This is a genomic window from Novosphingobium sp. (genome assembly GCF_027531025.1).
GTDB lineage: Bacteria > Pseudomonadota > Alphaproteobacteria > Sphingomonadales > Sphingomonadaceae > Novosphingobium.
The window spans coordinates 147,457-172,409 of record NZ_JAPZQX010000003.1; the positions used below are offsets into that span (position 1 = coordinate 147,457).

At 67.3% G+C, this 24,953-nt stretch carries 29 protein-coding genes; 12 read left to right on the top strand and 17 right to left on the bottom strand.

Annotation, left to right across the window (positions count from 1 at the left end):
• Positions 1-14 precede the first annotated feature (14 nt).
• The 3 genes from moaB to O9281_RS03730 all read right to left on the bottom strand — a co-directional run bounded on the left by moaB (position 15) and on the right by O9281_RS03730 (position 3,086).
• Entirely contained in the window at positions 15-542 is a 528-nt protein-coding gene (moaB, locus tag O9281_RS03720; RefSeq protein ID WP_298182922.1) for a molybdenum cofactor biosynthesis protein B, read from the bottom strand.
• The gene (locus tag O9281_RS03725; RefSeq protein WP_298183902.1) at positions 532-2,241 is read right to left on the bottom strand and encodes a lytic transglycosylase domain-containing protein; all 1,710 of its coding nucleotides are present in this window, start codon (positions 2,239-2,241) and stop codon (positions 532-534) included. Before O9281_RS03725 ends, moaB begins: the two co-directional genes overlap by 11 nt.
• 71 nt (positions 2,242-2,312) lie before the next feature.
• Positions 2,313-3,086: a hypothetical protein gene (locus O9281_RS03730; protein ID WP_298182925.1), complete on the bottom strand. Its 774-nt coding sequence runs from the start codon at positions 3,084-3,086 to the stop codon at positions 2,313-2,315.
• Between the two features lie 74 nt (positions 3,087-3,160).
• On the opposite strand from O9281_RS03730, the gene O9281_RS03735 reads away from it, so the two are divergent.
• The 9 genes from O9281_RS03735 to O9281_RS03775 all read left to right on the top strand — a co-directional run bounded on the left by O9281_RS03735 (position 3,161) and on the right by O9281_RS03775 (position 12,053).
• A complete protein-coding gene (locus O9281_RS03735) occupies positions 3,161-4,807 on the top strand; it encodes an electron transfer flavoprotein-ubiquinone oxidoreductase (RefSeq protein ID WP_298182928.1) in 1,647 nt (548 codons plus the stop codon).
• 124 nt (positions 4,808-4,931) lie between these two features.
• Positions 4,932-5,312 (top strand): endonuclease domain-containing protein, encoded by a 381-nt coding sequence (locus O9281_RS03740; protein WP_298182931.1) that lies wholly within the window; start codon positions 4,932-4,934, stop codon positions 5,310-5,312.
• Positions 5,309-6,106 (top strand): 4-(cytidine 5'-diphospho)-2-C-methyl-D-erythritol kinase, encoded by a 798-nt coding sequence (locus O9281_RS03745; protein ID WP_298182934.1) that lies wholly within the window; start codon positions 5,309-5,311, stop codon positions 6,104-6,106. The genes O9281_RS03740 and O9281_RS03745 overlap by 4 nt, the downstream gene beginning before the upstream one ends.
• Complete coding sequence (locus tag O9281_RS03750) at positions 6,079-6,831, top strand: N-formylglutamate amidohydrolase (protein WP_298182937.1); 753 nt, start codon at positions 6,079-6,081, stop codon at positions 6,829-6,831. The genes O9281_RS03745 and O9281_RS03750 overlap by 28 nt, the downstream gene beginning before the upstream one ends.
• 43 nt (positions 6,832-6,874) lie before the next feature.
• Positions 6,875-8,596, top strand: a complete 1,722-nt coding sequence (gene ilvD / locus O9281_RS03755) for a dihydroxy-acid dehydratase (RefSeq protein WP_298182940.1) — start codon at positions 6,875-6,877, stop codon at positions 8,594-8,596.
• Positions 8,577-8,957: a hypothetical protein gene (locus O9281_RS03760; protein WP_298182943.1), complete on the top strand. Its 381-nt coding sequence runs from the start codon at positions 8,577-8,579 to the stop codon at positions 8,955-8,957. Before ilvD ends, O9281_RS03760 begins: the two co-directional genes overlap by 20 nt.
• Positions 8,941-10,338, top strand: a complete 1,398-nt coding sequence (locus O9281_RS03765) for an NAD(P)H-hydrate epimerase (RefSeq protein WP_298182945.1) — start codon at positions 8,941-8,943, stop codon at positions 10,336-10,338. The genes O9281_RS03760 and O9281_RS03765 overlap by 17 nt, the downstream gene beginning before the upstream one ends.
• Complete coding sequence (locus tag O9281_RS03770) at positions 10,335-11,588, top strand: class I SAM-dependent RNA methyltransferase (protein WP_298182947.1); 1,254 nt, start codon at positions 10,335-10,337, stop codon at positions 11,586-11,588. Before O9281_RS03765 ends, O9281_RS03770 begins: the two co-directional genes overlap by 4 nt.
• A 27-nt stretch (positions 11,589-11,615) precedes the next feature.
• Positions 11,616-12,053: a hypothetical protein gene (locus O9281_RS03775; protein WP_298182949.1), complete on the top strand. Its 438-nt coding sequence runs from the start codon at positions 11,616-11,618 to the stop codon at positions 12,051-12,053.
• Positions 12,054-12,849: 796 nt separating this feature from the next.
• On the opposite strand, the gene O9281_RS03780 is transcribed toward O9281_RS03775, so the two are convergent.
• Complete coding sequence (locus tag O9281_RS03780) at positions 12,850-14,064, bottom strand: argininosuccinate synthase (RefSeq protein ID WP_298182952.1); 1,215 nt, start codon at positions 14,062-14,064, stop codon at positions 12,850-12,852.
• A 73-nt stretch (positions 14,065-14,137) separates the two neighbouring features.
• On the opposite strand from O9281_RS03780, the gene O9281_RS03785 reads away from it, so the two are divergent.
• Entirely contained in the window at positions 14,138-14,590 is a 453-nt protein-coding gene (locus tag O9281_RS03785; RefSeq protein ID WP_298182955.1) for a DUF1801 domain-containing protein, read from the top strand.
• Here O9281_RS03785 and O9281_RS03790 read toward each other — a convergent pair.
• The 12 genes from O9281_RS03790 to O9281_RS03845 form a co-directional block, all read right to left on the bottom strand.
• Positions 14,579-15,814, bottom strand: a complete 1,236-nt coding sequence (locus tag O9281_RS03790) for a cyclopropane-fatty-acyl-phospholipid synthase family protein (protein ID WP_298182958.1) — start codon at positions 15,812-15,814, stop codon at positions 14,579-14,581. The genes O9281_RS03785 and O9281_RS03790 overlap by 12 nt on opposite strands.
• A 44-nt stretch (positions 15,815-15,858) precedes the next feature.
• Positions 15,859-16,437, bottom strand: a complete 579-nt coding sequence (locus tag O9281_RS03795; protein WP_298182961.1) for a TMEM165/GDT1 family protein — start codon at positions 16,435-16,437, stop codon at positions 15,859-15,861.
• Complete coding sequence (locus O9281_RS03800; RefSeq protein WP_298182963.1) at positions 16,437-17,189, bottom strand: SDR family oxidoreductase; 753 nt, start codon at positions 17,187-17,189, stop codon at positions 16,437-16,439. Before O9281_RS03800 ends, O9281_RS03795 begins: the two co-directional genes overlap by 1 nt.
• Positions 17,190-17,251: 62 nt before the next feature.
• The gene (locus tag O9281_RS03805) at positions 17,252-17,605 is read right to left on the bottom strand and encodes a glycine zipper 2TM domain-containing protein (protein ID WP_298182966.1); all 354 of its coding nucleotides are present in this window, start codon (positions 17,603-17,605) and stop codon (positions 17,252-17,254) included.
• Between the two features lie 120 nt (positions 17,606-17,725).
• Positions 17,726-18,988 (bottom strand): 23S rRNA (adenine(2503)-C(2))-methyltransferase RlmN, encoded by a 1,263-nt coding sequence (gene rlmN / locus O9281_RS03810; protein ID WP_298182968.1) that lies wholly within the window; start codon positions 18,986-18,988, stop codon positions 17,726-17,728.
• Between the two features lie 48 nt (positions 18,989-19,036).
• Positions 19,037-19,537: a hypothetical protein gene (locus O9281_RS03815; protein WP_298182971.1), complete on the bottom strand. Its 501-nt coding sequence runs from the start codon at positions 19,535-19,537 to the stop codon at positions 19,037-19,039.
• Positions 19,538-19,744, bottom strand: coding sequence for a hypothetical protein (locus O9281_RS03820; RefSeq protein ID WP_298182974.1), 207 nt, complete (start codon positions 19,742-19,744; stop codon positions 19,538-19,540). It abuts the gene before it with no gap.
• The gene (locus O9281_RS03825; protein ID WP_298182977.1) at positions 19,744-19,923 is read right to left on the bottom strand and encodes a DUF4169 family protein; all 180 of its coding nucleotides are present in this window, start codon (positions 19,921-19,923) and stop codon (positions 19,744-19,746) included. The genes O9281_RS03820 and O9281_RS03825 overlap by 1 nt, the downstream gene beginning before the upstream one ends.
• 46 nt (positions 19,924-19,969) lie before the next feature.
• The gene (locus tag O9281_RS03830; RefSeq protein ID WP_298182980.1) at positions 19,970-20,194 is read right to left on the bottom strand and encodes a hypothetical protein; all 225 of its coding nucleotides are present in this window, start codon (positions 20,192-20,194) and stop codon (positions 19,970-19,972) included.
• Positions 20,191-20,370 carry a hypothetical protein gene (locus O9281_RS03835; protein ID WP_298182983.1) on the bottom strand — a complete coding sequence of 60 codons (180 nt, stop codon included), beginning with the start codon at positions 20,368-20,370 and terminating at the stop codon, positions 20,191-20,193. Before O9281_RS03835 ends, O9281_RS03830 begins: the two co-directional genes overlap by 4 nt.
• Before the next feature lie 105 nt (positions 20,371-20,475).
• Entirely contained in the window at positions 20,476-20,970 is a 495-nt protein-coding gene (locus tag O9281_RS03840) for a GreA/GreB family elongation factor (protein ID WP_298182985.1), read from the bottom strand.
• Between the two features lie 38 nt (positions 20,971-21,008).
• Complete coding sequence (locus O9281_RS03845; protein WP_298182987.1) at positions 21,009-22,937, bottom strand: lytic transglycosylase domain-containing protein; 1,929 nt, start codon at positions 22,935-22,937, stop codon at positions 21,009-21,011.
• Between the two features lie 116 nt (positions 22,938-23,053).
• Between O9281_RS03845 and dapA the strand changes: the two genes are divergently transcribed.
• Positions 23,054-23,935, top strand: coding sequence for a 4-hydroxy-tetrahydrodipicolinate synthase (dapA, locus tag O9281_RS03850; RefSeq protein ID WP_298183904.1), 882 nt, complete (start codon positions 23,054-23,056; stop codon positions 23,933-23,935).
• Positions 23,935-24,444, top strand: coding sequence for an MAPEG family protein (locus tag O9281_RS03855; protein ID WP_298182990.1), 510 nt, complete (start codon positions 23,935-23,937; stop codon positions 24,442-24,444). Before dapA ends, O9281_RS03855 begins: the two co-directional genes overlap by 1 nt.
• Here O9281_RS03855 and O9281_RS03860 read toward each other — a convergent pair.
• The gene (locus O9281_RS03860; RefSeq protein WP_298182993.1) at positions 24,441-24,878 is read right to left on the bottom strand and encodes a hypothetical protein; all 438 of its coding nucleotides are present in this window, start codon (positions 24,876-24,878) and stop codon (positions 24,441-24,443) included. The genes O9281_RS03855 and O9281_RS03860 overlap by 4 nt on opposite strands.
• Positions 24,879-24,953 lie beyond the last annotated feature (75 nt).

Here is a 24,953-nt window from a genome sequence, read left to right on the forward strand (position 1 = left end):
AATCGGCAAGTGGCTTAGACTTCCCTGAGCCTTGGCATCAGTTCCACGAAGTTGCAGGGCCGGTTGCGGCTGTCGAGCTGTTCGGCAAGGATTCCGTCCCAGCCGTCCTTCACAGCGCCGTTGGAGCCGGGCAGGGCGAAGATATAGGTCCCGCGCGCGACCACAGCGCAGGCGCGGCTCTGGATCGTGCTGGTGCCGATGGTCTGGAAGCTGATCCAGCGGAACAGTTCGCCAAAGCCGGGGATGTCGCGGGTCTTGATCCGGTCCAGCGCCTCGGGGGTCACGTCGCGCCCGGTCAGGCCCGTGCCGCCGGTGGAAACCACCGCGTCAATTGCGGGATCCTCGATCCATTGTTCGAGTTGGGCGACGATCAGGTCGGGATCGTCGCGCACGATGGCCCGCGCGGCCAGGCTATGGCCCGCACCGGTAACCCGCGCCGCCAGGATATCGCCCGAGGTATCGTCGGCCGCCGTGCGCGTGTCCGACACAGTCAAAACGGCAATGTTGATTGGCTTGAACGGGCATGATGGATCAACGGCCACGGACGATCGTTCCGTTGGCAGCCATCCGCACCGCGCCCGCGCCGGAGATGCCGGGGAAGGTCGGCCACAGGCCCTGGACCAGCGCGATCCGGCTTTCCGACGGGCCACCGGCCTGCCGTTCGTACATCCAGTAATTGCGCATGACGATGTTCACATAGCCCCGCGTTTCCCAATAGGGCACGCTTTCCATCCACAGCAGCGGATCGCCCTGGTCACGGATTTCGGCCTGCCAGCGGGCGATCGGGGTCAGCCCGGCGTTATAGGCGGCCATAACCTTGGGCAGCAGGCCCTGCGTGCCGGGCGCATCGCGCAGCATTTCGAGGTGGCGCTGGCCAAAGGCGAGGTTCACTTCGGGGCGGTGCAGGTCGCTGGACGTGCCAGCCACGCCGAGCCTTGCCGCATGGTCGCGCGCGGCGACCGGCATGATCTGCATCAGCCCGCGCGCCCCGGCCGGGCTGACCGCCTTGGTGCGGAACACCGATTCCTGCAACGTATGGGCATAGACCAGCGCCGGATCGACCTGCCAGCCATTGGCCGGGGTCCACTTGGGCGTGGGGAAACGCGCCGCCGGTTCCGGGCGCCCGCCCGCCGGACTGTTATAGGCCATCCACAGCTGGGTGGAGGGCAGGCCCAGGTCGCGCGCCAGCCGGGTCAGCGGCTGGTATTCGCTGGCCGGGCCAATCCGCGCCTGATGCCGCAGCACTTCGTCGGCCAGGCCATCGCGGCCAATCTCGGCCAGGCCCACGGCGGCGCGGATATTGGGCTCGTCGCGCAGCTTCTGCCAATCGGCCAGGGTGAAATCGGGCGCGGTGTGGGTCTGCGGCAGGCCCAGGCCCAGCTGTTCCGCCGCCAGCATGCCATAAAGCGTCTCGTCCATCCGCGCGGCGGCCCGCAGTGGGGCGGCGGCCTTTTCCGGCTGGCGGCAGCGCACGGCCGCGCGGCTCTGCCAATAGAGCGCAGCGGCGGTCAGCTCGCTGTTCTGCGATTGGCGGGCCGTGCGGGCAAAGGCATCGCCCGCGCCCTGGCAATCGCCCAGCCGCCAGGCGGCGAGGCCCGCGGTCCACATCCCTTCGGCCACCCACGGGCCTTCGCCCTCCTGCACGGTCTGCGCTAGGGCATAGGCGGCGGCATCGTCGTTCTCGATGTAGTAGGACCAAGCCACCTTGGCGCGCCATTCGGCGCGGGTGGCGGGGGAAAGCTGGGTGTCGATCCCATCGAGCAGGGCCTTGGCCCCGGCCGGATCGTCTTCCTTGACCCGGCCGTTGATTGCGGCGGCGACGGCGGCGGGCATGGTGCCGTCGTTGACCTCGCGCGGACGGATCCGCTTGGCAAAGCTGGGCTGGGTGATCATCCGCCCCGTCTGGGGGAGCGGCGGCAGCTCGGTCGCCCCGCGCTTCTGCGCCAGGGTGGCGATCTGTTCGGCTTGCGGCAGGCTGGCATCGCGGGCCAGCCATTCGTTCAGTTGCGGCAGCTCGATCCGGGGCGATCCGGGGGCCAGGAAATACTCCGCCCGCGCCACATGGTGCAGCGGGCCATCGGCCTTTTCGGCGAACATGGCCTGGACCCGCGCCCAGTCGCCCTTGTCGATCGCGGCGAAGAGGTCGCGGTAATAGCTGCGCTCGTCCTGGCTGAGCAGGCTGGGCACGGCGCTGCGATCGGCGCGGTTGCGGAAATAGTCGACCGCGGCGCTGTTCGCCATGGCCGGCGCAGTGGCGGCGAGGGTCGAGCCCACCAGTCCGATTGCCAGAATGATCCTGCGAAGCCGTATGGTCACACCGATCCCTGTTCCGTCCAGTCCAGCCAGGCCTGCCACAGGGCGGCCTTGCCACGCGGTTTCGTGGCAAGCACCGCCAGCCCCGCCACGCTTAGTAGCGGAATAGTCCGGCCCTCATGGTTAAAACGGCGTAAAGGTTCAGCGGTTTTCGTTGGATCGTGGCCCAAGAGCGGCAGGATGTGCCGCCCGAACACCAGCAGCCGCTCTGGCCGGGCAAGCGCGACGTGATGGCGCACCGCCTGGCCCAGCCCGGCGGCATCAAGCGCCGCCCAGTCCGGCAGTGGCATGTGGCGCGGCAGGCAGGAGGCGACATAGGCAGCATCCGGGCCAAGCCCCATCGCCGCCAGCATCGCGTTCAGCAGTCGTCCCTGCGGCCCGGACAGCAGTTGTTCGCCATCCTCGGCCTCGGGGTGATCGACCAGCACCATCAGCGCCGCGCCTTCCGCCCCGCGCGGCGGCACCCGGTTCGCCACCTGGCCACTGTCGAGCGAGGGTTCGGTCAGCCACCAGGCGCGGAATTCGGCCAGCGTGGCGGGCAGGGCATCCACTCCGGCGATGCGCTCGGCGGGCGGTGGCGGCGGTGGCGCAAAGGCCGGTTGCGCAGTGACGGCGCGCGGCGTTTCCGTTTCCGGTGCCTGCTCTTCGGCCAGCCAGGCGCGCGGTTCATCGCCAAAGGCATGGTCCACCCCGGCCTCGCGCCACCAGTCGAGCACGGCGGCAAGGGCCATGCGGGGATCGCTGGCCGGGTCGGTTTGGGCGGGATTGTTCACATTTGCGGTCTTGACCTGCCGCAAGCCAGCTTTCAAGGCTCAACCGCACGTTTAACCCCTAACAGGTGGGACCCATGAGCGAACGCGAATCCATGCCCTATGACGTCGTCATCGTCGGTGGCGGCCCGGCCGGCCTTGCCGCGGCGATCCGGCTGAAACAGGTGAACGCCGATCTTTCGGTCTGCATCCTGGAAAAGGGTTCGGAAGTGGGCGCCCACATCCTGTCGGGCGCGGTGGTCGATCCCAAGGCGCTGGACGAGCTGCTGCCCAACTGGCGCGACGATGGCTGCCCCATGGCCGAAACCCCGGTGACCGACAACTGGCACTGGGTTCTGTCCGCGACCGGCAAGTTCGAAGTGCCGCACTGGCCGATGCCGCCGTTCATGTCGAACAACGGCAATTACACCGGGTCGCTTGGCAACCTTTGCCGCTGGCTGGCGGGCAAGGCCGAAGAACTGGGCGTCGAAATCTTCCCCGGCTTCCCCGCTTCGGAAGTGCTTTATAACGAGGATGGCTCGGTCAAGGGCGTCGCTACCCAGGACATGGGCGTGGCCAAGGATGGCAGCCACAAGGGCGAATACCAGCCCGGCATGGAACTGCACGCCAAGTACACCTTCTTTGCCGAAGGCGCGCGCGGCCACCTGACCAAGACGCTGAAGGCGAAGTTTGACCTTGAGGCAAACTGCGAACCGCAGGTCTATGGCATCGGCATAAAGGAACTGTGGGACATCGATCCGGCCAAGCATGTGCCGGGCCGGGTGCTCCACACCCAGGGCTGGCCGCTCACTGAAAGCGACAGCTGGGGCGGCGGGTTCCTTTACCACCAGGCGAACAACCAGGTCGCGCTCGGCTTCGTGACTGCGCTCGATTACAAGAACCCTTACGTCTATCCGTTCGAGGAATTCCAGCGCTGGAAGCAGCACCCGGAAATCCGCGCGATCCTGGAAGGCGGGCGCCGCGTGTCCTATGGTGCGCGCGCGATCAACGAGGGCGGCTGGCAATCGGTGCCCAAGCTCGATTTCCCGGGCGGCGCGCTGATCGGGTGCTCGGCCGGCTTCGTCAACGTGCCGCGCATCAAGGGCAGCCACACCGCGATGAAGAGCGGGATGTTGGCCGCCGAAGCCGCGGCGGCCGCGATTGCCGCTGGCCGCGAACACGACTCGATGGCCGAATATGACGCCGCCGTGCGGGACAGCTGGATCGCCAAGGAGCTGAAGCTGGTCCAGAACGCCGAACCGATGGTCGCCAAGTTCGGCGGCGATATCGGCACGGTCTTCGCCGGGCTCGACATGTGGCTGCGCTATCTCAAGCTGCCGATCCTGCCGGTGATGGGCCACCACCGCGATTGCGAATCGACCGGGCGGGCTGATCTTTACAAGCCGATCAACTATCCCAAGCCCGACGGCGTGATCAGCTTCGATCGCCTGTCCAGCGTGGCGCTGTCCTTCACCAACCACGAGGAAGACCAGCCCTGCCACCTGCAGCTGAAGGACCCGGCGGTGCCGGTGGAAATCAACCTCAAGCTCTATGCTGGGCCTGAGGCGCGGTACTGCCCGGCGGGCGTGTACGAGTTCCTTGGCGTCGAGGAAGGCAATCCGCGCCTCCAGATCAACGCCCAGAACTGCGTCCACTGCAAGACCTGCGACATCAAGGACAGGACCCAGAACATCAACTGGGTCACGCCGGAAGGCGGCGGCGGGCCGAACTATCCGAATATGTGAGCATTCCTCCCCGGAACGGGGAGGGGGACCATCCCGGACTAGTTCCGGGATGGTGGAGGGGCACAGGCCAGTGATCACTGGACCCACGGACACAGTCAAACGGGCCCGCAAGCTGCGCAGCGAAATGAGCCTGCCCGAAGGCTTGCTATGGCGCGAACTGCGCAAGCGGCCTGGTGGCTTCAAGTTCCGGCGACAGCATCCAGCCGGAGTATATGTCCTGGACTTCTATTGTGCTGCTGTCCGGCTCGCGATTGAAGTCGATGGCTTTGCTCATGCGACGGGCGGTGTGGCAAGCAGCGACGCAAGGCGTAGCGCATGGCTGCGATCGCAGCAGGTCGCGACGACACGCATTCCTGCCAAGTTGATACTGGATGATTTGTCGGCTGTGGTTACGAGAATTGTCGAGATCTGCGTCGATCGGGCAAAGCGAGGGAGGGAGAACACGCCTGTGCCCCTCCACCATCCTGCGGATGGTCCCCCTCCCCGTGCCGGGGAGGAAGCATGATCGAAACCGCCTTTGCCAAGATCAACCTCGCGCTGCACGTTCGGCGGCGGCGCGAGGATGGCTATCACGAGCTGGAAACGCTGTTCGCCTTCGTCGATGCGGGCGATCGGCTGAGCGTTGCTCCGGCCGAGCGGGACAGCCTGCACGTGCTGGGCGAGTTCGCGGGGACGCTGGACGATCCGTTCGACAATATCGTGATGGAGGCGCTTGCCGCGCTGCCACGCCAGCAAGGCTGGGCGGTGACGCTGGAAAAGAACCTGCCGGTCGCCGCTGGCCTTGGCGGCGGCTCGGCCGATGCTGGGGCGCTGTTTCGGCTGGTCGAGCGTGAATATGGCCTGCCCGCTGACTGGCCCGCCCGCGCGCTGAAGCTGGGGGCCGATGTGCCTGCCTGCGTCCGTTCCGAAACCTGCGTCGGGCGCGGGGTGGGGGAGGAGCTGGAGCCTGTCGCAAGCGATCTCGCCGGAACGCCGGTCCTGCTGGTCAATCCCCGCCTGCCGCTCAGCACCGGGCCGGTGTTCAAGGGCTGGGACGGGATCGATCACGGTCCTTTGCCCGCCGGATCGGTGCGCGAGATCGCGCTGGCCGGGCGCAACGATCTGGAAGCCCCCGCGCTGGCGCTGTGCCCGGCGATTGGCGATGTGCTGGCCGCGCTGCGCCAGACCGGGCCGTGGCTGGCACGCATGTCCGGTTCGGGTGCGACCTGTTTCGCGCTTTATGACAGCGCGGCCCAGCGCGATGCCGCGCAAGCGGCCATGCCCGCGGGCTGGTGGACCCTGGCCGGGGCGCTGCGGTGAAGGAGCACGAGGCCTTTCGCCTGCTCGGCACGCCGCGCTTTGGCGGGATCCTGGTCGTGTCGGACCATGCCAGCAACCGTGTGCCGGACGATATCGACCTGGGCATCGATCCGGCGCTGCTGGGCCAGCACGTCGCGGTCGATCTGGGCGTGGCCGAAGTTGGCGCCGAAATGGCTCGCCAGCCCGGCACCGCCGCGTTCCAGGGCAATATCAGCCGCCTGGTCTGCGACCTGAACCGCGAGCCGCATGCTCCCGCAGTGATCCCAATTGCCAGCGATGGCCATGCCATCCCCGGCAATGCGCTGGATCATGCCGGGCATCTCGCCCGGATTGCCCGCTTCCACGAGCCCTATCACACCGCGCTGGCGACCTTGCTGGACGATGTGCCTCCGGCACTGGTCCTCTCGCTCCACAGCTTCACGCCGCAACTGGCGACCAGCGACGAGCCGCGCCCCTGGCAGGTCGGCGTCCTTTACAACGAGGATGATCGCGCCGCCCGGCTGGCGATCCCGCTGCTGGAGGCTGAGGGGCTGATCGTGGGCGATCAGCTGCCCTATTCGGGCAAGCTTCTGAACTACACGATGAACCGCCACTGCGAGGCGGAGGGTCGCCCCTACCTCGGCATCGAACTGCGCCAGGATGAAGTGGCCAGCCCGCAGCAGCAGGCAAAATGGGCCGAACTGCTCGCGCGGTTGTGTAACAGGGTTGCGCTTTCGCTGTCCTGAAGGCAGGGCGAATTGCGCAAAGTGCCATTCGCAAGGACCGAAAATGACCACCCGCTTCGACAAGAGCCGTCTGCCCAGCCGTTATGTTTCGGTCGGGCCCGAGCGTGCGCCCCAGCGTTCCTATTATTACGCGATGGGCATGACCGAGGAAGAGATCGCCCAGCCCTTCGTGGCCGTGGTCTCGGCCGGTAACGATTCCGCGCCTTGCAACACCGCGCTCGATTTCCAGGCGAACATCTGCCGCGATGGGGTGATCGCAGCGGGCGGCACCCCGCGCCGGTTCAACACGATTACCGTGACCGACGGGATCGCCATGGGCCACCAGGGCATGCGCTCCTCGCTGGTCAGCCGTGAGGTGATCGCGGATTCGGTCGAGCTGTCGGTGCGCGGGCACTGCTACGACGCGATCGTCGGCTTCGCCGGTTGCGACAAGAGCCTGCCCGGGATGATGATGGCCATGCTGCGGCTGAACGTGCCGTCGATCTTCGTCTATGGCGGGTCGATCCTGCCCGGCCGCTACCAGGAACGCGACCTGACCGTGCAGGATGTGTTCGAGGTGGTGGGCCGCTATTCGGCCGGGGCCTGCCCGCTGTCGGAACTGACCGCGATCGAAAAAGCGGCCTGTCCGGGTCACGGGGCTTGTGGCGGGCAGTACACCGCCAACACCATGGCCTGCGTTGGTGAGGCCATCGGTTTGTCCCTGCCAAACAGCAACATGGCGCCTGCTCCTTACAAATCGCGTGAGGAGGTGGCGATTGCCGCTGGCAAGCAGGTGATGAACCTGCTGGAGCGCAATCTGCGCCCGCGCACCATCTGCACCCGCGCCGCTTTCGAAAATGCCGCGCGGGTTGTCGCGGCCACGGGCGGGTCAACCAATGCCGCGCTGCACCTGCCGGCCATGGCCAGCGAATGCGGGATCGATTTCGACCTGTTCGACGTGGCCGAGATCTTCAAGTCGACGCCTTACATCGCCGATCTCAAGCCCGGCGGGCAGTATGTCGCCAAGGACATGTACGAGGCCGGCGGGGTCTACATGGTGATGAAGACGCTGCTTGACGGCGGCTTCCTCGATCCCGAGCCAATCACGGTGACCGGCAAGACCCTGGGCGAGAACATCGAGGAGATCACCTGGAACCCGGACCAGAAGGTGATCTACGACGTGAAGAGCCCGCTGATGCCGACTGGCGGCGTGGTTGGCCTGCGCGGCTCGCTGGCGCCCGACGGGGCGATCGTGAAGGTGGCCGGCATGGCGCGGCTGCAGTTCCGCGGCCCGGCCCAGGTCTTCGAATGCGAGGAGGACGCCTTTGCCGCGGTCGAAGCCAAGGCGATCCGCGAAGGCAGCGTGATCGTGATCCGCAACGAAGGGCCCAAGGGCGGCCCCGGCATGCGCGAGATGCTGGCGACCACCGCCGCGCTTTATGGCCAGGGCATGGGCGAGAAGGTGGCGCTGATCACCGACGGGCGCTTTTCGGGTGCGACGCGCGGCTTCTGCATCGGCCATGTCGGCCCGGAAGCCGCCGATTGCGGACCGATCGCGCTGGTTCGCGATGGCGACATGATCGCCATCGACGCCGAAGCCGGGACTATCGAGTTGGAAGTGGACGAGGCGGAACTGGCCGAGCGCCGCAAGGGCTGGCAGCCGCGCGGGCACGATTACAACGCCGGGGCGCTGTGGCGCTATGCACAGATCGTCGGCCCGGCCTATAAGGGGGCGGTAACGCACCCGGGGGCCAAGGCCGAGACCCATGTCTACGCGGACATCTAGCCTGATCCTGCTGCCGCTGCTCGCCGCTTGCGGCGGGGGCGTAGCCAAGCCGCCGGAAGTGGCGGAGCAGGTCTGGTGTTCGCTCGGCGGATCGGCGCATTTCGCGCAGGAATGCGGGCTTGAGCGGGTGAGTGAGGAGGGCCGTGCGGCCTTTGTCCTGCGCCACCCCGATGGCAAGTTCCGGCGGCTGGTCGCGAGTGCCGATGGGCAGCAGCTACTGGCCGCCGACGGGGCAGACCAGAGCCAGTCGGCGCGCAAGTCCGGGCCGGAGGGTGAGCGCTGGGAAGTGATCCTGGGCGATGATCGTTACGTGGTCCCTGTACAGGCACCAAACGGGCACACCGATGTACCACAACAGTAACCAGGTGCTCACCGCCGCGCAGATGCGCTATGCTGAAGGCGCACTGGTCGCCGCGGGCACTTCGGTTGATGAACTGATGCAGCGGGCCGGGCGCGGCGCGGCCGAATGGGTCTGGCGCATTTCGGGCGGCAGACCCGTCACCGTGCTGTGCGGCCCCGGCAACAATGGCGGCGACGGCTATGTGATTGCCGAGGCGATCCGCGAGCGGGGCGGGGCGGTGAGCGTGATCGCCGCGAACAAGCCGAAGACCGCCGCCGCGCAAGTCGCCCGCCAGCTTTACCAGGGCGCGGTGCTGGGCCGGGATGCCGAGCCCATTGGCGAAGTGCTGGTCGATTGCCTGTTCGGCACCGGCCTCGCCCGCCCGCTCGAAGCCGATGACCTGGCGCTGCTGTGCCGTCTTGCCGCCAGCCACCCGCGCCGAGTGGCGGTCGACCTGCCGAGCGGTGTCGATGCCGACAATGGCATGCTGCTCAGCACCGGCCTGCCCGACTGGCACCTGACCCTGGCGCTGGGGGCGTGGAAGCCCGCGCACTTCCTGCTACCTGCAGCGGCCATGATGGGCGAACTGCGGCTGGTCGGGATCGGGGTGGCGCGCGCGGAGGCGGCCGCCAGCGTGATTGCCCGCCCGGTCCTCGCCGCGCCTGCGCCCAGCGCCCACAAATACACCCGCGGCCTGCTGGGCGTGGTGACCGGGGCCATGCCGGGCGCGGCGCTGCTGGCGGCGCGCGCGGCGCAGGGGGCGGGGGCCGGTTACGTCAAGCTGCTGGGCGAGGCGGCGGCCGCGCCGCCCGACCTGGTCGTCGATCGCGCGCCCTTGGCCAATGTGTTGACCGACAGCCGCTATGCCGCGCTGCTGGTCGGGCCGGGGCTGGGCCGCGATGCCACGGCGCGCGAGCGGCTGGCGATTGCCCTGTCCGAACCGATCCCGGCCGTGCTCGATGCCGATGCGCTGGTCCTGCTGGGGGCGCGGCAACTGGCCGAGCGCAGCGCGCCGTTGATCGCCACGCCGCACGATGGCGAACTGTTCGCGCTGGAACGCGCCTTTGGCCTTGATGGGGCAGGCAGCAAGGTCCAGCGGGCCGAGGCGCTGGCGCGGGCCAGCGGCATGGTGATCGTGGCCAAGGGGGCCGATACGCTGGTTGCCGGGCCCGATGGCGCGCTGGCCTTTGCCCCGCGCGCATCGAGTTGGCTGTCGATCGCCGGGACGGGCGATGTGCTGGCCGGGGCCATCGCCAGCCGCCTCGCTTGCGGGGTGGAGGCCTTCACCGCCGCTTGCGAAGGCGTCTGGCTCCACGGCGAGGCGGCGCGGCGCACCCAGGCGCCCTTTGCCGCCGGGCAGCTTGCGGAGCACGTGGCAAGCGCCTACGCCGCCTGCCTGTGACCGAACCCGCCGAAGAAATCATCCGCATCGCCGCCAAGGGCGATGGTGTTACCGCCTCGGGCCGCTTTGCCTGGGGCACGGCGCCGGGCGACCTGCTCCATGCCGATGGCAGCGTGGAGCGCGGGCCGCACCATGTCGATCCGCCCTGCCGCCACTTCGGCCGCTGCGGCGGATGCCAGCTGCAACAGCTCGATGAGGCGAGCCTGGCCGATTTTGTCGAGGCGCGGGTCAGCAATGCTTCCTCAGCGCAGGAACTGGGCGCCGAGCATATTACCCCGCCGCACCTTTCCCCGCTCGCCAGCCGCCGCCGCGCGTCCTTGCGCGCCGAAAGCAGCCAGGGGCGGGTGGTGATCGGCTATCGCGAGGCGAGGTCGCACCGGCTGGTCGAACTCAGCGAATGCCCGGTGCTGCGACCCGAAATCGTCGAGATCCTGCCCGCCTTGCGCAAGCTGCTGATCAAGCTCGGGCAGGGGCAGGTTGCCCCCAAGGCCAAGGGCAAGCCGGGCAAGCATGCCCATGCGAAACTCGCCGCCGATCTCGAGCTGACCGTCACCGACCAGGGGCTGGACCTCGGCATCAAGGGCCTTGCCGCCGAGGGGCTGGCGCTGACCGAGCTGCTGCTCGATTTCGCCCGCGATCATGCCCTGGCGCGGTTGACGCTGGATGCGGGCTATGGCCCCGATACGGTGTGGGAGCCGGAGCCGGTTACCGTCACCCTGTCGGGCGTCGCCGTGCCGTTCCCGCCCGGCGCCTTCCTGCAGGCGACGGTGGACGGCGAAGCGGCGCTGGTGGCGGCGGCGCGCGAGTGGCTGGCGGGCAGCGCCACCGTGCTCGACCTGTTTTCCGGCCTTGGCACTTTCGCCTTCGCGCTGGCCGGGCCGGAAACCAAGGTCCTGGCGGCCGAGGCCGAACGCGCCGCGCACCACGCCTGCAAGGCCGCGGCGGGCCGCAGCGGCCTGCCGGTCCACGCGCTGCACCGCGACCTGTTCCGCAACCCGCTGTTGCCCGACGAGCTGAACCGCTTTGCCGCCGTCCTGCTCGATCCCCCGCGCGCCGGGGCGCGGGAACAGGTCGAGCGGATCGCCGACAGCACCGTGGACCGTGTGGTCTATATCAGCTGCAACCCGGCCAGCTGGGCCAAGGACGCGGCCATGCTGGTCGACGCGGGATTCGTGCTAAAGGAACTGCGCCCGGTCGGACAATTCCGCTGGTCAACGCATGTCGAACTCGCCAGTCTGTTTCTGCGCTAGCGGCGCGGGGGAGGCGGGGAGCAGGCGATGAGCGAAGACCACTGGAGCGACCGGCTGATGCTGCCCGCGCTGGTGCTCGCCTGGTGGGGCGTGCTGTTTCCCGTGCTCGCCCTGATCTGGCCCGCTGCCACCGCGCCTTATCTCCGGACCACCGACTGGCTGGTCGGCGGGTTTGCGGCGCTGCTGGCACTGGTGACCGTGGTGGAACTGGCGCTGGTGCGACGGGTGCCCGATTACGAAGCGCGCCTCGCCCGCAAGCGCAAGGAATGGAGTTTCGGGCAACAGTTCCTGTCCGGCGACCTGGCCGAGCCGCGCCTGCTGCTGGTCAATCGCGCGGCCATGGCCGGGCTGGTGGTGCTGACGCTGTTCTTCGACGAAGCGAAGAGCCTGCCGCTCTTCGCCAGCTTTGCCATTTCGACGCTGATGATGATGCTGGACCTGAAGAACCGCTTCCTCGCGGATTGAGGACGGCACCGCGCAAAACCAAGCAAGGCGGGCCAAAAGCAAATGGGGCCGGTGTTGCCACCAGCCCCACGCTACGCCGTTCTACTTTCCGGACCAGTTTGGGCGATCGCCTTTCCCGGGGTCGTCCTGGACAGCTGAGCCGCGGTGATGCGTTATCGACCACCTCGCGTGCCATCGCACCGTGAGTGCTCTTGCATCGTGATGCTCGTCGCATCGGGCCTGGGTCCGCTGGGCCGAAACCCTGCATTCCCCACTGTCTCGCACATTCCGGTGGCTCGTGAGAGCCGGCGTTCCTTGTCCGGTTCGCTTCCGGCGTCCGGTTCCGTCAGGCGGCGGTTCTGGCGTTTCTCGGCAAGCCGATCGTGCCTTCCCCGTGCCGCCTGGCGGTTCCGTGACCGCTGCCCGACCTGTCGTTTCCGGCTTTCCTTCTGCCTGGCCGAAGCCCGGCTTTCTGTCTGCCGTCCCGACTGCCTGGAGCAGTCTTCCCGACCGCGCGCCGCTCGCTGCATCTGCGGTTCGCGTGAGCCGCTCCGAAGAGCTTTTCCCGCGTGTTTTCCGACACTGCTGCGGGCATCGCTGCCAGCATCTGAAGGTTGCGTTTTCCCCTTTCCTTTCAGCGGTTTCCCGCTGGAAGTTCCGGTTCGGTCTAGCCTTCCGACACCTGAAAGCTGCGCCTCAATACCGAGTCGCGCAAGCAGAAAATGACTCACTTATCCACAGATGCCCGCTTTGGCCGTGGATAAGTGGTCTGGTGCTGTGGACAGAATCAATTCGCACCGTCATTTGGCGCGGTTTTTTACCGATCCCGCTGGGCCAAGAGGCGCAACCGGAGCGCGTTGAGCTTGATGAAGCCCGCCGCGTCCTTCTGGTCATAGGCGCCGGCATCATCCTCGAAGGTGACGTGGCGTTCGCTGTAAAGCGAGTTGGAGCTCTTGCGGCCCACCACGCTGGCATTGCCCTTGTAGAGCTTCAGCCGCACCGTGCCCGAAACCTTGGCCTGGCTGTGGTCGATCGCCGCCTGCAGCATCTCGCGCTCAGGCGCGAACCAGAAGCCATTGTAGATCAGCTCGGCATACTTCGGCATCAGCTCGTCCTTGAGGTGCGCGGCACCCCGATCGAGCGTGATCGATTCGATCCCGCGGTGGGCGCGGGCATAGATCTCGCCGCCCGGGGTCTCGTACATGCCGCGGCTCTTCATGCCGACGAAGCGGTTCTCGACCAGGTCGAGCCGGCCGATGCCGTGCTTGCGGCCAAGATCGTTGAGCGCGGCCAGCAGCGTGGCGGGCGACATCGCCTGCCCATTCAGCGCCACGCCATCGCCGCGTTCGAAATCGATGGTGATGTATTCGGGCGCGTCGGGCGCGTCCTCCGGGTTGACCGTGCGCGAATAGACATAGTCCGGGATTTCTTCCCACGGATCTTCCAGCACCTTGCCCTCGGACGAGGTGTGGAGGAGGTTGGCGTCGGTCGAGAACGGGCTTTCGCCGCGCTTGTCCTTGGGCACCGGGATCTGGTGCGCTTCGGCCCAGGCGATCAGCGCGGTGCGGCTGGTCAGGTCCCATTCGCGCCAGGGGGCGATCACCTTGATCGAGGGTTCCAGCGCATAGGCCGACAGTTCGAACCGGACCTGGTCATTGCCCTTGCCGGTCGCGCCGTGGGCCACGGCATCGGCACCGGTTTCGCGCGCGATCTCGATCAGGCGCTTGGAAATGAGCGGGCGAGCGATCGAGGTGCCCAGCAGGTAATCGCCTTCGTAGCGGGCATTGGCGCGCATCATCGGGAAGACGAAATCGCGCACGAATTCCTCGCGCAGGTCATCGATGTAGATGTGGTGATCGGGCACGCCCATCAGCTTGGCCTTGGCACGGGCCGGTTCCAGCTCCTCGCCCTGGCCCAGGTCGGCGGTGAAAGTCACCACTTCGCAGCCATAGGTCACCTGCAGCCACTTCAGGATCACCGAGGTATCGAGGCCGCCCGAATAGGCGAGGACTACACGCTTGATGTCGCTCATGGCTGGAATTCCGCTGGTCTGCTGATAGGATTCGCCCCGGCCCCTAAGCCAAGGGGGGCGGGAGGGCAAGCCGATGGCCAAGGCAGAACTCAAGACCAAGCCGACTACGGCCAGCGTGGCTGACTTCATCGCCGCCGTGCCGGATGCCCGGCGGCGCGAGGCGGCGGCGGTTATCGATGCGCTGCATCGCCGGGTCACCGGGCATGAGCCGCAGCTGTGGGGTCCTTCGATCATCGGCTATGGCAGCTACAGCTATCGCTATGACAGCGGCCGGGAGGGGACCATGTGCCGCGCCGGGTTCTCACCCCGCAAGGCGGCGATGACGGTCTACCTGATGGGCAATTACTGCAATCACCAGGCCGAGGCCGACGCCCTGTTCGCGCGCCTTGGCAAGCACAAGACCGGCAAGAGTTGCCTCTACATCACCAAGCTGGCCGACGTGGACCTGGCCGTGCTGGAGGCGCTGGTGGCCTTGAGCTGGCAGGCCATGAACGAGGCCTGGCCCGACCAGGCGTCAGGCGGATAACTTCGCCTCGGCCGCGACCAGCCGGGCGGCCTCGCGCTCGATCCAGTCGCGGGTCATCGGCAGGGCATCGCGCCGCCGGGTGCTCAGGAACTGGAAGTTGACCAGCTGGCCGTGGCGGAAGCCCTGTTCGGCCCCGGCGAGGTAGAACTGCCACATCCGGAAGAAGCGGGCGTCAAAAAGCTCGACGATCTCCTCGCGGTTCGCCGTGGTGCGGCGGTACCATTCGGCCAGGGTGTGGGCATAGTGATAGCGCATCACTTCAAGGTCGGCGATTTCCCAGCCGGTGTTCTCAAGCGATGCGGCCATCTGGCTGATCTTGGGCAGGTAGTGGCCGGGGAAGATGTATTTGCGGTTCCACTTGTCGGTCCCGCCGTTGCCTTTCAGCCGCCCGATCGTGTGGGTCAGCATCACCCCGTCGGGCTTGAGCAGGTCGAAGCACTTGGCGAAGTATTCGTCGTAATTGCGCAGGCCGACATGTTCGAACATGCCGACGCTGGCGACCCGGTCGAAGGTGTCGGTCACGTCGCGATAGTCGATCAGCTGGAACTTGACCTTGTCCGCCACCCCGGCCGCAGCGGCGCGTTCCTGGGCAAACTGAACCTGGTCCGGCGCAAGGCTGACGCCCAGCACCTCGCAGCCATAGTGCCGGTTCAGGAACAGCGCGAAGCCGCCCCAGCCGGAACCGATGTCCAGGACCCGCTGGCCGGGTCCGATCCTGAGCTTGGCCGCGATCAGCGCCTTCTTCTCGATCTGGGCCTGTTCCAGCGTCCCATTCGGGTCACGCCACAGGGCCATGGTATATTGCCGGTCGGCATCGAGGAACAGCTCATAGAACCGGCGGTTCAGGTCATAGTGGTGCTCGACGTTCTGGCGGGCGCGGGCGCGGTAATTGTTCTGGTCAAGGACCGAACCGATCCGGTCAGCCAGGCGGCGCAGCGGGCTCGCGGCACGCACCGCGCCGCCATCGCCCTGGCTCATCACGAACAGGATGAAATCGCGCACGTCGTGCGGTGGTTCGATCACCAGCCGCCCGTCCATATAGGCCTCACCCGTGCCGATCCGGGGATCGCGGGCGATGTGCCAGGCGGCCTTGCTGTCGGTCAGGCGGATGCGCAGGGGACTGCTGGCCGGATCGCCAAAGCGGTACTCCCGGCCATCATGGTCGGTGACGATCAGCTGACCCCTGCGGATCAGCCTGCCGAGCATTTTGCCGAGCAGCCACATGGGGCAGGAACCTATCGCACCTGCCCATCAGCGCAACCACGTATTTACCCGAGCCAGCCCAGCGTTTCGGCCAGCTGCCACAGGCCCAGGACCAGGAACAGTAGCGCGGCAAGGGTGCGGGTGAGCTTGAGCGAGACCTTCTCGACCAGCTTTTCGCCCAGGAACACCGCTGGCGTATTGGCCAGCATCATGCCCAGCGTGGTGCCTGCCGCAACAATGATCACGCTGTGATACTGTGCGCCGAGCGCAATGGTGGCGACCTGGGTCTTGTCGCCCATCTCGACCAGAAAGAAGGCGACCAGCGTGGTCAGGAAGGCGCTGCCCCGGTGGGCCGCGCTGTCATCGTCATCGTCCAGCTTGTCGGGTACTAGGGTCCAGGCCGCCATGGCGATGAAGCCCAGCGCCACGGCAATGCGGAACCACGGCGCGTCGATCAGCCCGGCGACCTGGCTGCCGACCAGCGCGGCAAGCGCGTGGTTGGCGAGCGTCGCCACCAGGATCCCCAGCAGGATGGCCACCGGCGCGCGCAGCCGGGCGGCCAGCACGATCGCCAGCAGCATGGTCTTGTCGCCGATTTCGGCCAGGGCGACGACGGCGGTGGAGGCGAAAAAGGCTTCGAGCATCAGGCTTCCCGGGCGAGGAACAGCACGTCGCGCGACTGGGCCAGCAGGTGCTGGCCGGAATCGATGTAGAGCGTCTGGCCGCTGGCCGCCCAGCCTTCGGCCAGGAACAGCGCGGCATCGGCCAGTTCCTGCGGCTCGGTCAGCCGCTGCAGCAGGTTCATCCGCCCGCTGGCCTCATGCTCTTCCTCGCGCTGATCGAAGCTGGGCATCATCGCGCCGGGGGCCAGGCCATAGACGCGCGTGGCGGGATCGTGCTGCGCCATGGCAAGCATGGTCACGCCCGAAGCAAAAGCCTGCTTGGCCATGGTATAGCTGAAGAAATCGGGATTGGGGTTGAGCAGCTTCTGGTCAAGGAACTGGATCACCCGCTTGCCGCCCCGGCTGCGCGCACTGGCCAAAAAGGCCTGAGCCATGCGGGTGGGGGTTTCGGCATTGACGGTGATCGCCTCGGCAAAGACGCCGGGATCGATCGCGGCGCCATCGTCATAGCGGAACACGGCGGCGCAGTTGATCAGCATGCGCCAGTCATCCAGCCGGGCAGCGACAGCGGCGATCATCTCCAGCGCGGCCTGCCCATCCAGCAGGTCGCACTGCACCACCTCGGCCGAAGGGAGCGTGGCGGCCAGTTCGCGCGCGGCATCGGGCGAATGGTGGACGTGCAGCACCACGTGCCAGCCGGCCCGGCCAAAGGCGCGGGCGAGGACGGCACCAATGCGCTTGCCAGCGCCGGTAATGAGAACGGCCGGGAGCATGGGTTTCCCCATACACGCCCGGCCGGTTCGGGAAAGAGGACTTTAGGCCGAGAGGTGGCCGATCAGCGGCAGCGGGTCGGGCCCTTGGCCAGCTCGTTGCCAATCAGCGCCCCGGCGGCCGCGCCCAGCACGGTGCCGGTGGTGCGTTCGCCGCGGGTGTCGATCGCGCGGCCGACCAGCGCGCCGACCGCGGCACCGACCAGCAGGCCGACCGTGCCATCGCCGCGGCGGCAGTAATAGCGGCCGTCATCGCCCTGCCAGTAGCGGATGCCGTTGTCGGTACGGCGATAGGCGATATCGCCGTTCTTGGCGCGCCAGCCGCGGGCCGGGGCCCAGCGTGGCGGATCGGCCATGGCGGCGGCGGTGGGCAGCGCGGCGGTGGCCAGGGTGGCGGCGATCAGGGTCTTGCGAAACATGCTTGGTTCTCCCCTTCGAAAAACTCGGGGGCCAGCATCCACCCGCCAAGCTGAACGGCAGATTTCATGGGGTGGCGAACCGTGGCATTCCCGCGATGAGCCGCCGGATCGCCAGCGCAATCAGCCCAGCGCGGCCTGCTTTTCCTCGGCCAGCCGGTCCAGTTCGGCGCGGCTCAGCTTCTGCGCGGTGGTCTTGAGCTGACCGCAGGCGGCATCGATGTCGCGCCCGCGCGGGGTGCGCACTGGCGCGCTGATCCCGGCTTCAAAGACGATTTCGGAGAAACGCCGGATCCGCTCGGGCGTGGAGCATTCATAGATCGCGCCGGGCCAGGGGTTGAACGGGATCAGGTTGACCTTGGCCGGCAGCTTGTACTGCTTGATCAGGCGAACCAGCTCGCGCGCGTGCTCGTCGCTGTCGTTCTTGTCCTTCAGCATCACGTATTCGAAGGTGATGCGCCGGGCATTGCTGGCGCCGGGGTAATCGGCGCAGGCCTGGAGCAGTTCCTCGAGGCCATACTTGCGGTTGATTGGCACGATCTCGTCGCGGATGTCCTTGGTCACGGCATGGAGCGAGACCGCCAGGTTCACGCCGATTTCCTCGCCGCACTTCGCCATCATCGGCACCACGCCGCTGGTCGAAAGCGTGATCCGGCGCTTCGACAGGGCGAGGCCATCGCCATCCATCACCAGCTTCAGCGCATCGCGCACGTTGTCGAAGTTGTAGAGCGGCTCCCCCATGCCCATCATCACGATGTTGGTCAGCAAGCGGCCGTCGGCGGAATAGCCGCCATCGTCATCGACCAGATCGTCACCCAGCGCGGAAAGGTCGGCCTGACCGGCCTTGGGCCATTCGCCCAGCGCATCGCGGGCCAACATCACCTGGCCGACGATTTCGCCCACGGTCAGGTTGCGGACCAGCCGCATCGTGCCGGTGTGGCAGAACCGGCAATTGAGCGTGCAGCCGACCTGGCTGGATACGCACAGGGTGCCGCGATCCGCGTCGGGGATGAAAACCATCTCGAATTCGTGGCCATCGGCGGTCTTGAGCAGCCACTTGCGGGTGCCGTCTTCCGAATGCTGGCTCAGCACGATGTCCGGACGGCCGATCACGAAGCGTTCGGCCAGCCAGGGCCGCATGGTCTTGGCGATATCGGTCATCGCGTCGAAATCGGTGACGCCGCGATGGTAAAGCCAATGGAACACCTGCTTGGCGCGCAGCTTGGCCGCCTTGGCATCAAGGCCTGCCGCTTCGAACAGTTCGGCGATCCGCGGGCGCGGCAAGCCGATCAGGTCGACACGGCCATCCTCGCGCGGGGTCACGTCGCGCGGCGTGGGGACCGGATCGACAAGACCCGGGATCGGCATAAGAGCAGTATCGGCCATGGGCCGCGCATATAGGGGCGCGGCGCCAGTTTGGCTAGCGCAGCCGCATCAGCGGATCCGGGCGCAACCCACAGCCGCCGCATCGAGCGCGGTGGCTGCGCCATCAAGCGACCAGGTGTTGGAAAATCCGCGCCCGTCAGCACCGCGTGCACTGACGGTCATTTCTTTGGCCGAGCGCATGGCGGCGACGATCGCGGCGTCCATCTGCGCGTTCACGGCCCAGGCATCGGCCCCGCCGCCAACCAGGGTGAAGCGGTTGCCGCCTAGGGTGAGGGTAATCGGCGCGCCCGCCTGCAGCTTGCGCGACAGGCGGAAATGCACCTGCCCGCGCACATTCTGGCGGGGCCAGGTGCCGACGCTGGCAAAGGGCTGGAAATCGCGCCGCAGGGTGGATGGCGCGGCCATGGCAATGGCATAGCAGCGCGGCGCGGCGGGATCGCGGAACGCGCCCCATTCGCCGAACATGCCCAGCGAATCCCGCGCCTGGGCGGGGCTGGCCACCAAGCCCAGCGACAGCAGGGCGGAAAGCAGAAGGATGCCGGGCCGCACTCAATCTTCCCCGATCAGGTCGAGATAGGCGACCACATCGTTGTCGGTCGCGATGAACAGGCCATCCTGCACTTCTGCGGGTTGCTCGGCCGCGATCCGCAAGGCCTCGGCCAGCGGGCCATAGACCAGGGTCGTCGCCGCGCCGCCTTCGCTGGCGCCGTCGAGGTGATAGAGCCGCACTGTCGCGCTGTCATAAGTGGTGCGCATCAGGGCTTGTCCCGGTGGTGCGCATCGAGCTGGCGCGCGGCGCGCTCGGCCTCGGCCTGCTGGCGCTGGCGTTCCGCGCCCGAGCGGCCATGCAGCGCGCGGTTCTCGGTCGCCTGCTGCGCCGCCTTGCTGCGGTTGTGGGCCTTGCGGGCAAGGCGCAGGTTGATGATCTCGGCCATGGTCCGCAGCCTTGCAGAAAGCGGGCGCGCGGAAAAGCCTGTTACGTCACCAGGAACTGGGGATCCGGTAAAAGGCGTAACGCTTGACCTTGCCGGCGATCAGGTGCTGGCCCAGCGCATCGCGCAGGGCATCGGCGCCTTCCGATGTCCGGCAGACCACGTGCGTGCCGGTGCCGGGCAGGGGTTCGATCGCGCTGATGACGATATCGGCCTTGAGGCAGGCAGCCTGCACTTCGGCCTCGCTGAGCGAGAGGTTCATGGCCCGGCTCATGCGGCAAGGCTCCAGCCGGTTGCGGCCGTTGCGCCAAGGCCCGTCTGGTGGGTCGCAATCGAGCCGGCGATCAGTGCCGCCCGATCGAGCATCCGGCGCCGTTCGTCACCACAGGTGCTGGACTGCGCCAGCATCAGGCTGCGCTGGTGGCGGGCATATTGGAAGTTGAGATCCATGTCGGGCTCCTACTGGTAAGCGGGAGCGCAAGGTCTCTCAGCCGCGAAGGCTTACGGGGGCGTCACTTCGCGATAGACGGCATATGGGGATGAACCCCGCCATTTTCAACCGCTGGCGCCGTCCGGATAGGAAATGGCCAGCACTTCCCATTCCTTTTCGCCGCCGGGCAGATGGACCCGGCGCAGATCGCCCACCGCCGCGCCGCGCAGGGCGCGGGCCAACGGTGCGGACCAGCCGATCAGGCCCTTGCCGGCATCCTGTTCGTCATCGCCGACCAGGGTCAGGGTGCGCTGGTTGTCGTCTTCGTCGGCGATGGTCACCGTCGCGCCGAACCAGGCGCGGCTGCGGTCTTCCTGCCGGGCCGGATCGACCATGCGGCAGGTCTTCATCCGCCGGGCGAGGTGGGCCAGCTCGCGGTCGATCTCGCGCATCCGCTTGCGGCCATAGAGGTAATCGCCATTCTCGCTGCGGTCGCCATTGCCGGCCGCCCAGCTGACGATCTCGACAATCGCCGGGCGCTCGGTGCCGAGCAGGTGGTCATAGCGCGCGCGCAGCGCCGCCATGCCGGCTGGGGTAATGGGCGGGCCTTCAGGTTTCATCTGGCAGGTTTCATCTGGCGGGCTTCATCCCCAAAGCCTCATCCCGGTGTGCGCTTGCCGATGAACTGGCTCAGCGGATTGGGTCCGCGCATCCGGGCGCGCTGGGGGTGCATAGCTTCATAGACGACCGCGTTTTCCAGCACGTGCTGCACATAGCCGCGGGTTTCCGACAGCGGGATCCGCTCGATCCATTCAATCCAGTCGATCGTGCCATCGCGCGGATCACCGTTGCTCCGCAGGAACCGGTTCACGTTGCCCGGCCCGGCGTTATAGGCGGCCACGGCCAGCGGATAGCTGCCGTTGTAGTAGTCAAGCATCCGCACGAAATAGGCGTTGCCCAGCGTGATGTTGTAGGCCGCATCGCTCATCAGCGCCTGGGGATCGTAGACCATGCCCAGCTTGCCGGCCTGTTCGCGCGCGGTGCCCGGCATCAGCTGCATCAGCCCGCGCGCCCCGGCATGGCTGACCGCGTTCATCGCGAACTGGCTTTCCTGCCGGGTGATCGCGTGGACCATGGTCCAGTTGGCTTCGGGCGTGACCGGCATCAGTGGATAGCCGGTCTTGTGAAACTCGCCATAGCCATCGACATGGGCGGCCTGGGCCAGGATCACGGCGAGATCGCGCCGGCCGACCTCGCGCGCCAGGTCGGCCACCAGCACGTGATCGGTTTCGGTTTCCGCCTGGTTGGCGATTTCGCGGAAGAAGCGGATGCCGGTCGGCCAGTCGCTGGCGCGGGCCACTTCGCGCACGGCCTGGGTCAGGGGGCGGGCGTTGAAGGCGGTGCGCTCGGCGGCGGTCGGCACGGCCTGCGGCGCCCGGTCGAAAGCGGGCAGGGCGCGGCCCAGCCGTTCGAGTGAGAGCTGGCCATAGAAATGCTCCGGATGCCGCGCCGCCATTTCGAAATAGCGGTTGGCTTCGGCCAGGTTCCCGGCGCGGGCCATGGCGCGGCCCGCCCAGTAGAACCCCTTGGAGCGGGTCTGCGGGGTGCGGGCGGCAGCGCCATAGCGCCAGAACAGCGTGGCGGCGCGGGCGCCATCGCCCAGTTCGTTGAGCGCCTTGGTCCCGCCCAGCCACATCAGCGAGGTGTAATCATCGCGGATGCCGAAGGATTCGCGGCTGATATCGGTGCCGGGGGCAAAGGTATCGTCGATGCTGGCGGCGATCCGCACGGCAGTGGCGGCATCGGTGCGGCGGGCGGTGGCCAGCAGTTCGGCAATCCAGCGGCGCGGCTCGCGCGGCGGGGCGGCAAGCGGCGGGCGGGTGGCCAGTACCTGGGCAGCGACATCGGCCCGACCGCTGGCCCGCAGCAGGCGCACATGGTTGAACACATAGCCCGCATCGCGCATCTCCGGCGCAGTGGGGTCGACATCCGCGATCAGCGGGTTGCGGCCATTGACCAGCCCCAGCCGCGCCAGGAACACCGGCCGGGCTGCAGGCGAAACATAAAGCAGCTGGCGCTCGGCCTGGCCGGCGTTGCTGCTCCACAGCAGGGCGTCCATCCGGGCATCGTGATCGGCCGGGGTCAGCACGCTGGCCAGCCGGGCGGACAGGGCGGCCTCGCTCGCATCGCTCATTGCCCCGCCCCGCCAGGCGGCGCGGCCGATCTCGGCTGCCTCTGGCCGACCAAGCGCGAACAGGGCCAGCGCATGGCGGGCGCGGGCGGCGTTGCCGATGGCGGGGAAGCGCGCGAAATAGGCCGCGATCCGCGCCGGATCAGGATTGCCGCGGTCCAGCGCGCGTTCGGCATAGCCGCGCAGCTTGGCCTCTTCGGGGAAGCCCGGGTAGGTCAGCAGGAACCCGGCATAGTCCTCAAACGTGAACAGGTCCGATGCGGAGAGCTGGCGCCAGCGGTTGATTGCCTGGGCCATGGCGCCGGGCGCGGCGGTGGCCTGGGCGGCGCGGGCCCGGTCCCATTCGGCGGCATCCTGCGCGCTTGCTGCGGCCGGAGCGATTGCCAGACTTGCCACCAGCAAAGCAAAAGTCATGCGGACCATGCTGGACATTCTCGGCAAAGGCTCCTTATCAGGCGCTGAACGGCGGCGCGGATGGCCCGATCTATGGGCCAAGTGGAAGGGATATGTCCATGTTCTCTGGCTCGATTCCGGCTCTGGTCACCCCATTTGCCGGGGATGGAATCGATGAAGCGGCCTTTCGCCGGCTGGTCGACTGGCAGATTGCCGAAGGTTCGAACGCGCTGGTCCCCTGCGGCACCACCGGCGAGGCCCCAACCCTGACCAATGACGAGCAGCACCGCCTGTTCGCCGTCTGTGTCGAGGCGGCGGCGGGCCGGGTGCCGGTGATCGCGGGCTGTGGCAGCAACGATACCCAGACCGCGCTGTGGCACATGCAGGAGGCCAAGGGACTGGGCGCGGACGCCGCGCTGATGGTTGCGCCATATTACAACCGCCCCAGCCAGGCCGGGTTGCTGGCGCACTTTTCCTATCTGGCCGAACGGGTCGACCTGCCAATCGTGCTCTACAACGTGCCCGGCCGGACGGTGACCGACATCAAGCCCGAGACCGTGATCGAGCTGGCCCGCCGCTTCCCCGGCCGGATCGTGGGCATCAAGGATGCCAGCGGCGACATGACCCGGCTGACCGCGCACCGGCTGGCGCTGGGGCCGGGCTTCATCCAGCTGTGCGGCAACGATGACATGGCGCTGCAGTACAATGCCGGGGGCGGGACCGGCTGCATTTCGGTCACCGCCAATGTCGCGCCGCGGCTCTGCGCCGAATTCCAGGCGGCGACCCTGGCGGGCGATAGGGCCAGGGCCCATGAACTCAACGAGCGGCTGTTCCCGCTGCACCAGGCGCTGTTCACCGATGCCTCGCCCGGTCCGGTCAAGTATGCCCTGACCCGGGTGTGCGACTGGCTGAACGAGGAAGTGCGCCTGCCACTCGTCCAATGCAGCGCGGAAAGCCGCCGCGCGGTCGATGCCGGGCTGGCCCACGCGGGGCTGATCTGATGGGGGCGCTGCCGGTGCGCTGGCGCATCGCGATCAGCGAGGCGCCAGTCTTCGTGGCGATCGCCCTGGCGGGCTGGTGGGTGCTGGGCCATCCCGCCACGCCCCTGCCGGAAGTGGCCGACCGGCTGGCCCAGGCCATCGGCTGGCTGGTCGTGCCCGGCCTGTGCATCGCTGCCGGGATCGTGCTGACCGCCTCGATGCGGTTTTCGGATGACCGGATTATCGATGGACAGGCCAGCAATGTGCCGGATCGGCTCGAAATCCTGCTGCGCTACAATCGCAACACGCTGGAGCAGGCGATCTTGGTGATCATCGCCTGGCCCGCCTTCGCCCTGGCGGTCCCCACTTTCGCGCCCGTGCTGCTGCCGATCGTCGCGGCGTTCTTCGGCGCCGGTCGGCTGGCCTTCCTGATCGGCTACATGATCGCACCGTGGGCGAGAGGGGTCGGCTTTGGCCTGACCTTCTATCCCACGGCGCTGATCTATGGCTGGCTGATCTTCGGCGCCTAGGGTTTGGCCTTGCGCCACGGCTCCGAAGGCTGGGCGAAGTAACGCGTCCAGACATAGCCCCATGGCATCACCACATAGAGCGCCACAATTCCGATGCATCGTTGGAAAAGCGAATGCATGTCAGGCGTAACCTCACCAGCCAGCCAGGCCGGCGTATACAGGACCAGGATGTAAACGGTCTTCCAGATCAGTTCGAACAGCAAGAGCGGCAGCATCTGCAGCGGGTAGCGGATCCCCAGCGCAGCAGCGACGGCAAGCCCGCCAAGCAGCGATGCCGACGTCATCCGATCGATCGATCCATGATCCGGCGCGAACAGAAGGTATTTCCACACGCCAAGGCCCATTACCGTGAGCATCAGCAGATAGAGCAGCCGCAGCAGGTGAATGCGCCACATGGCGACTGCGGGCAGGGAGGAAACTTGGGCGGTAGTCATCAGGCAATCCTTGCGTGGTTCGAAACCGGGTTCGCTAAAGGCGGAACATCGCTGGATCCATGCGCCAGCTGGCAG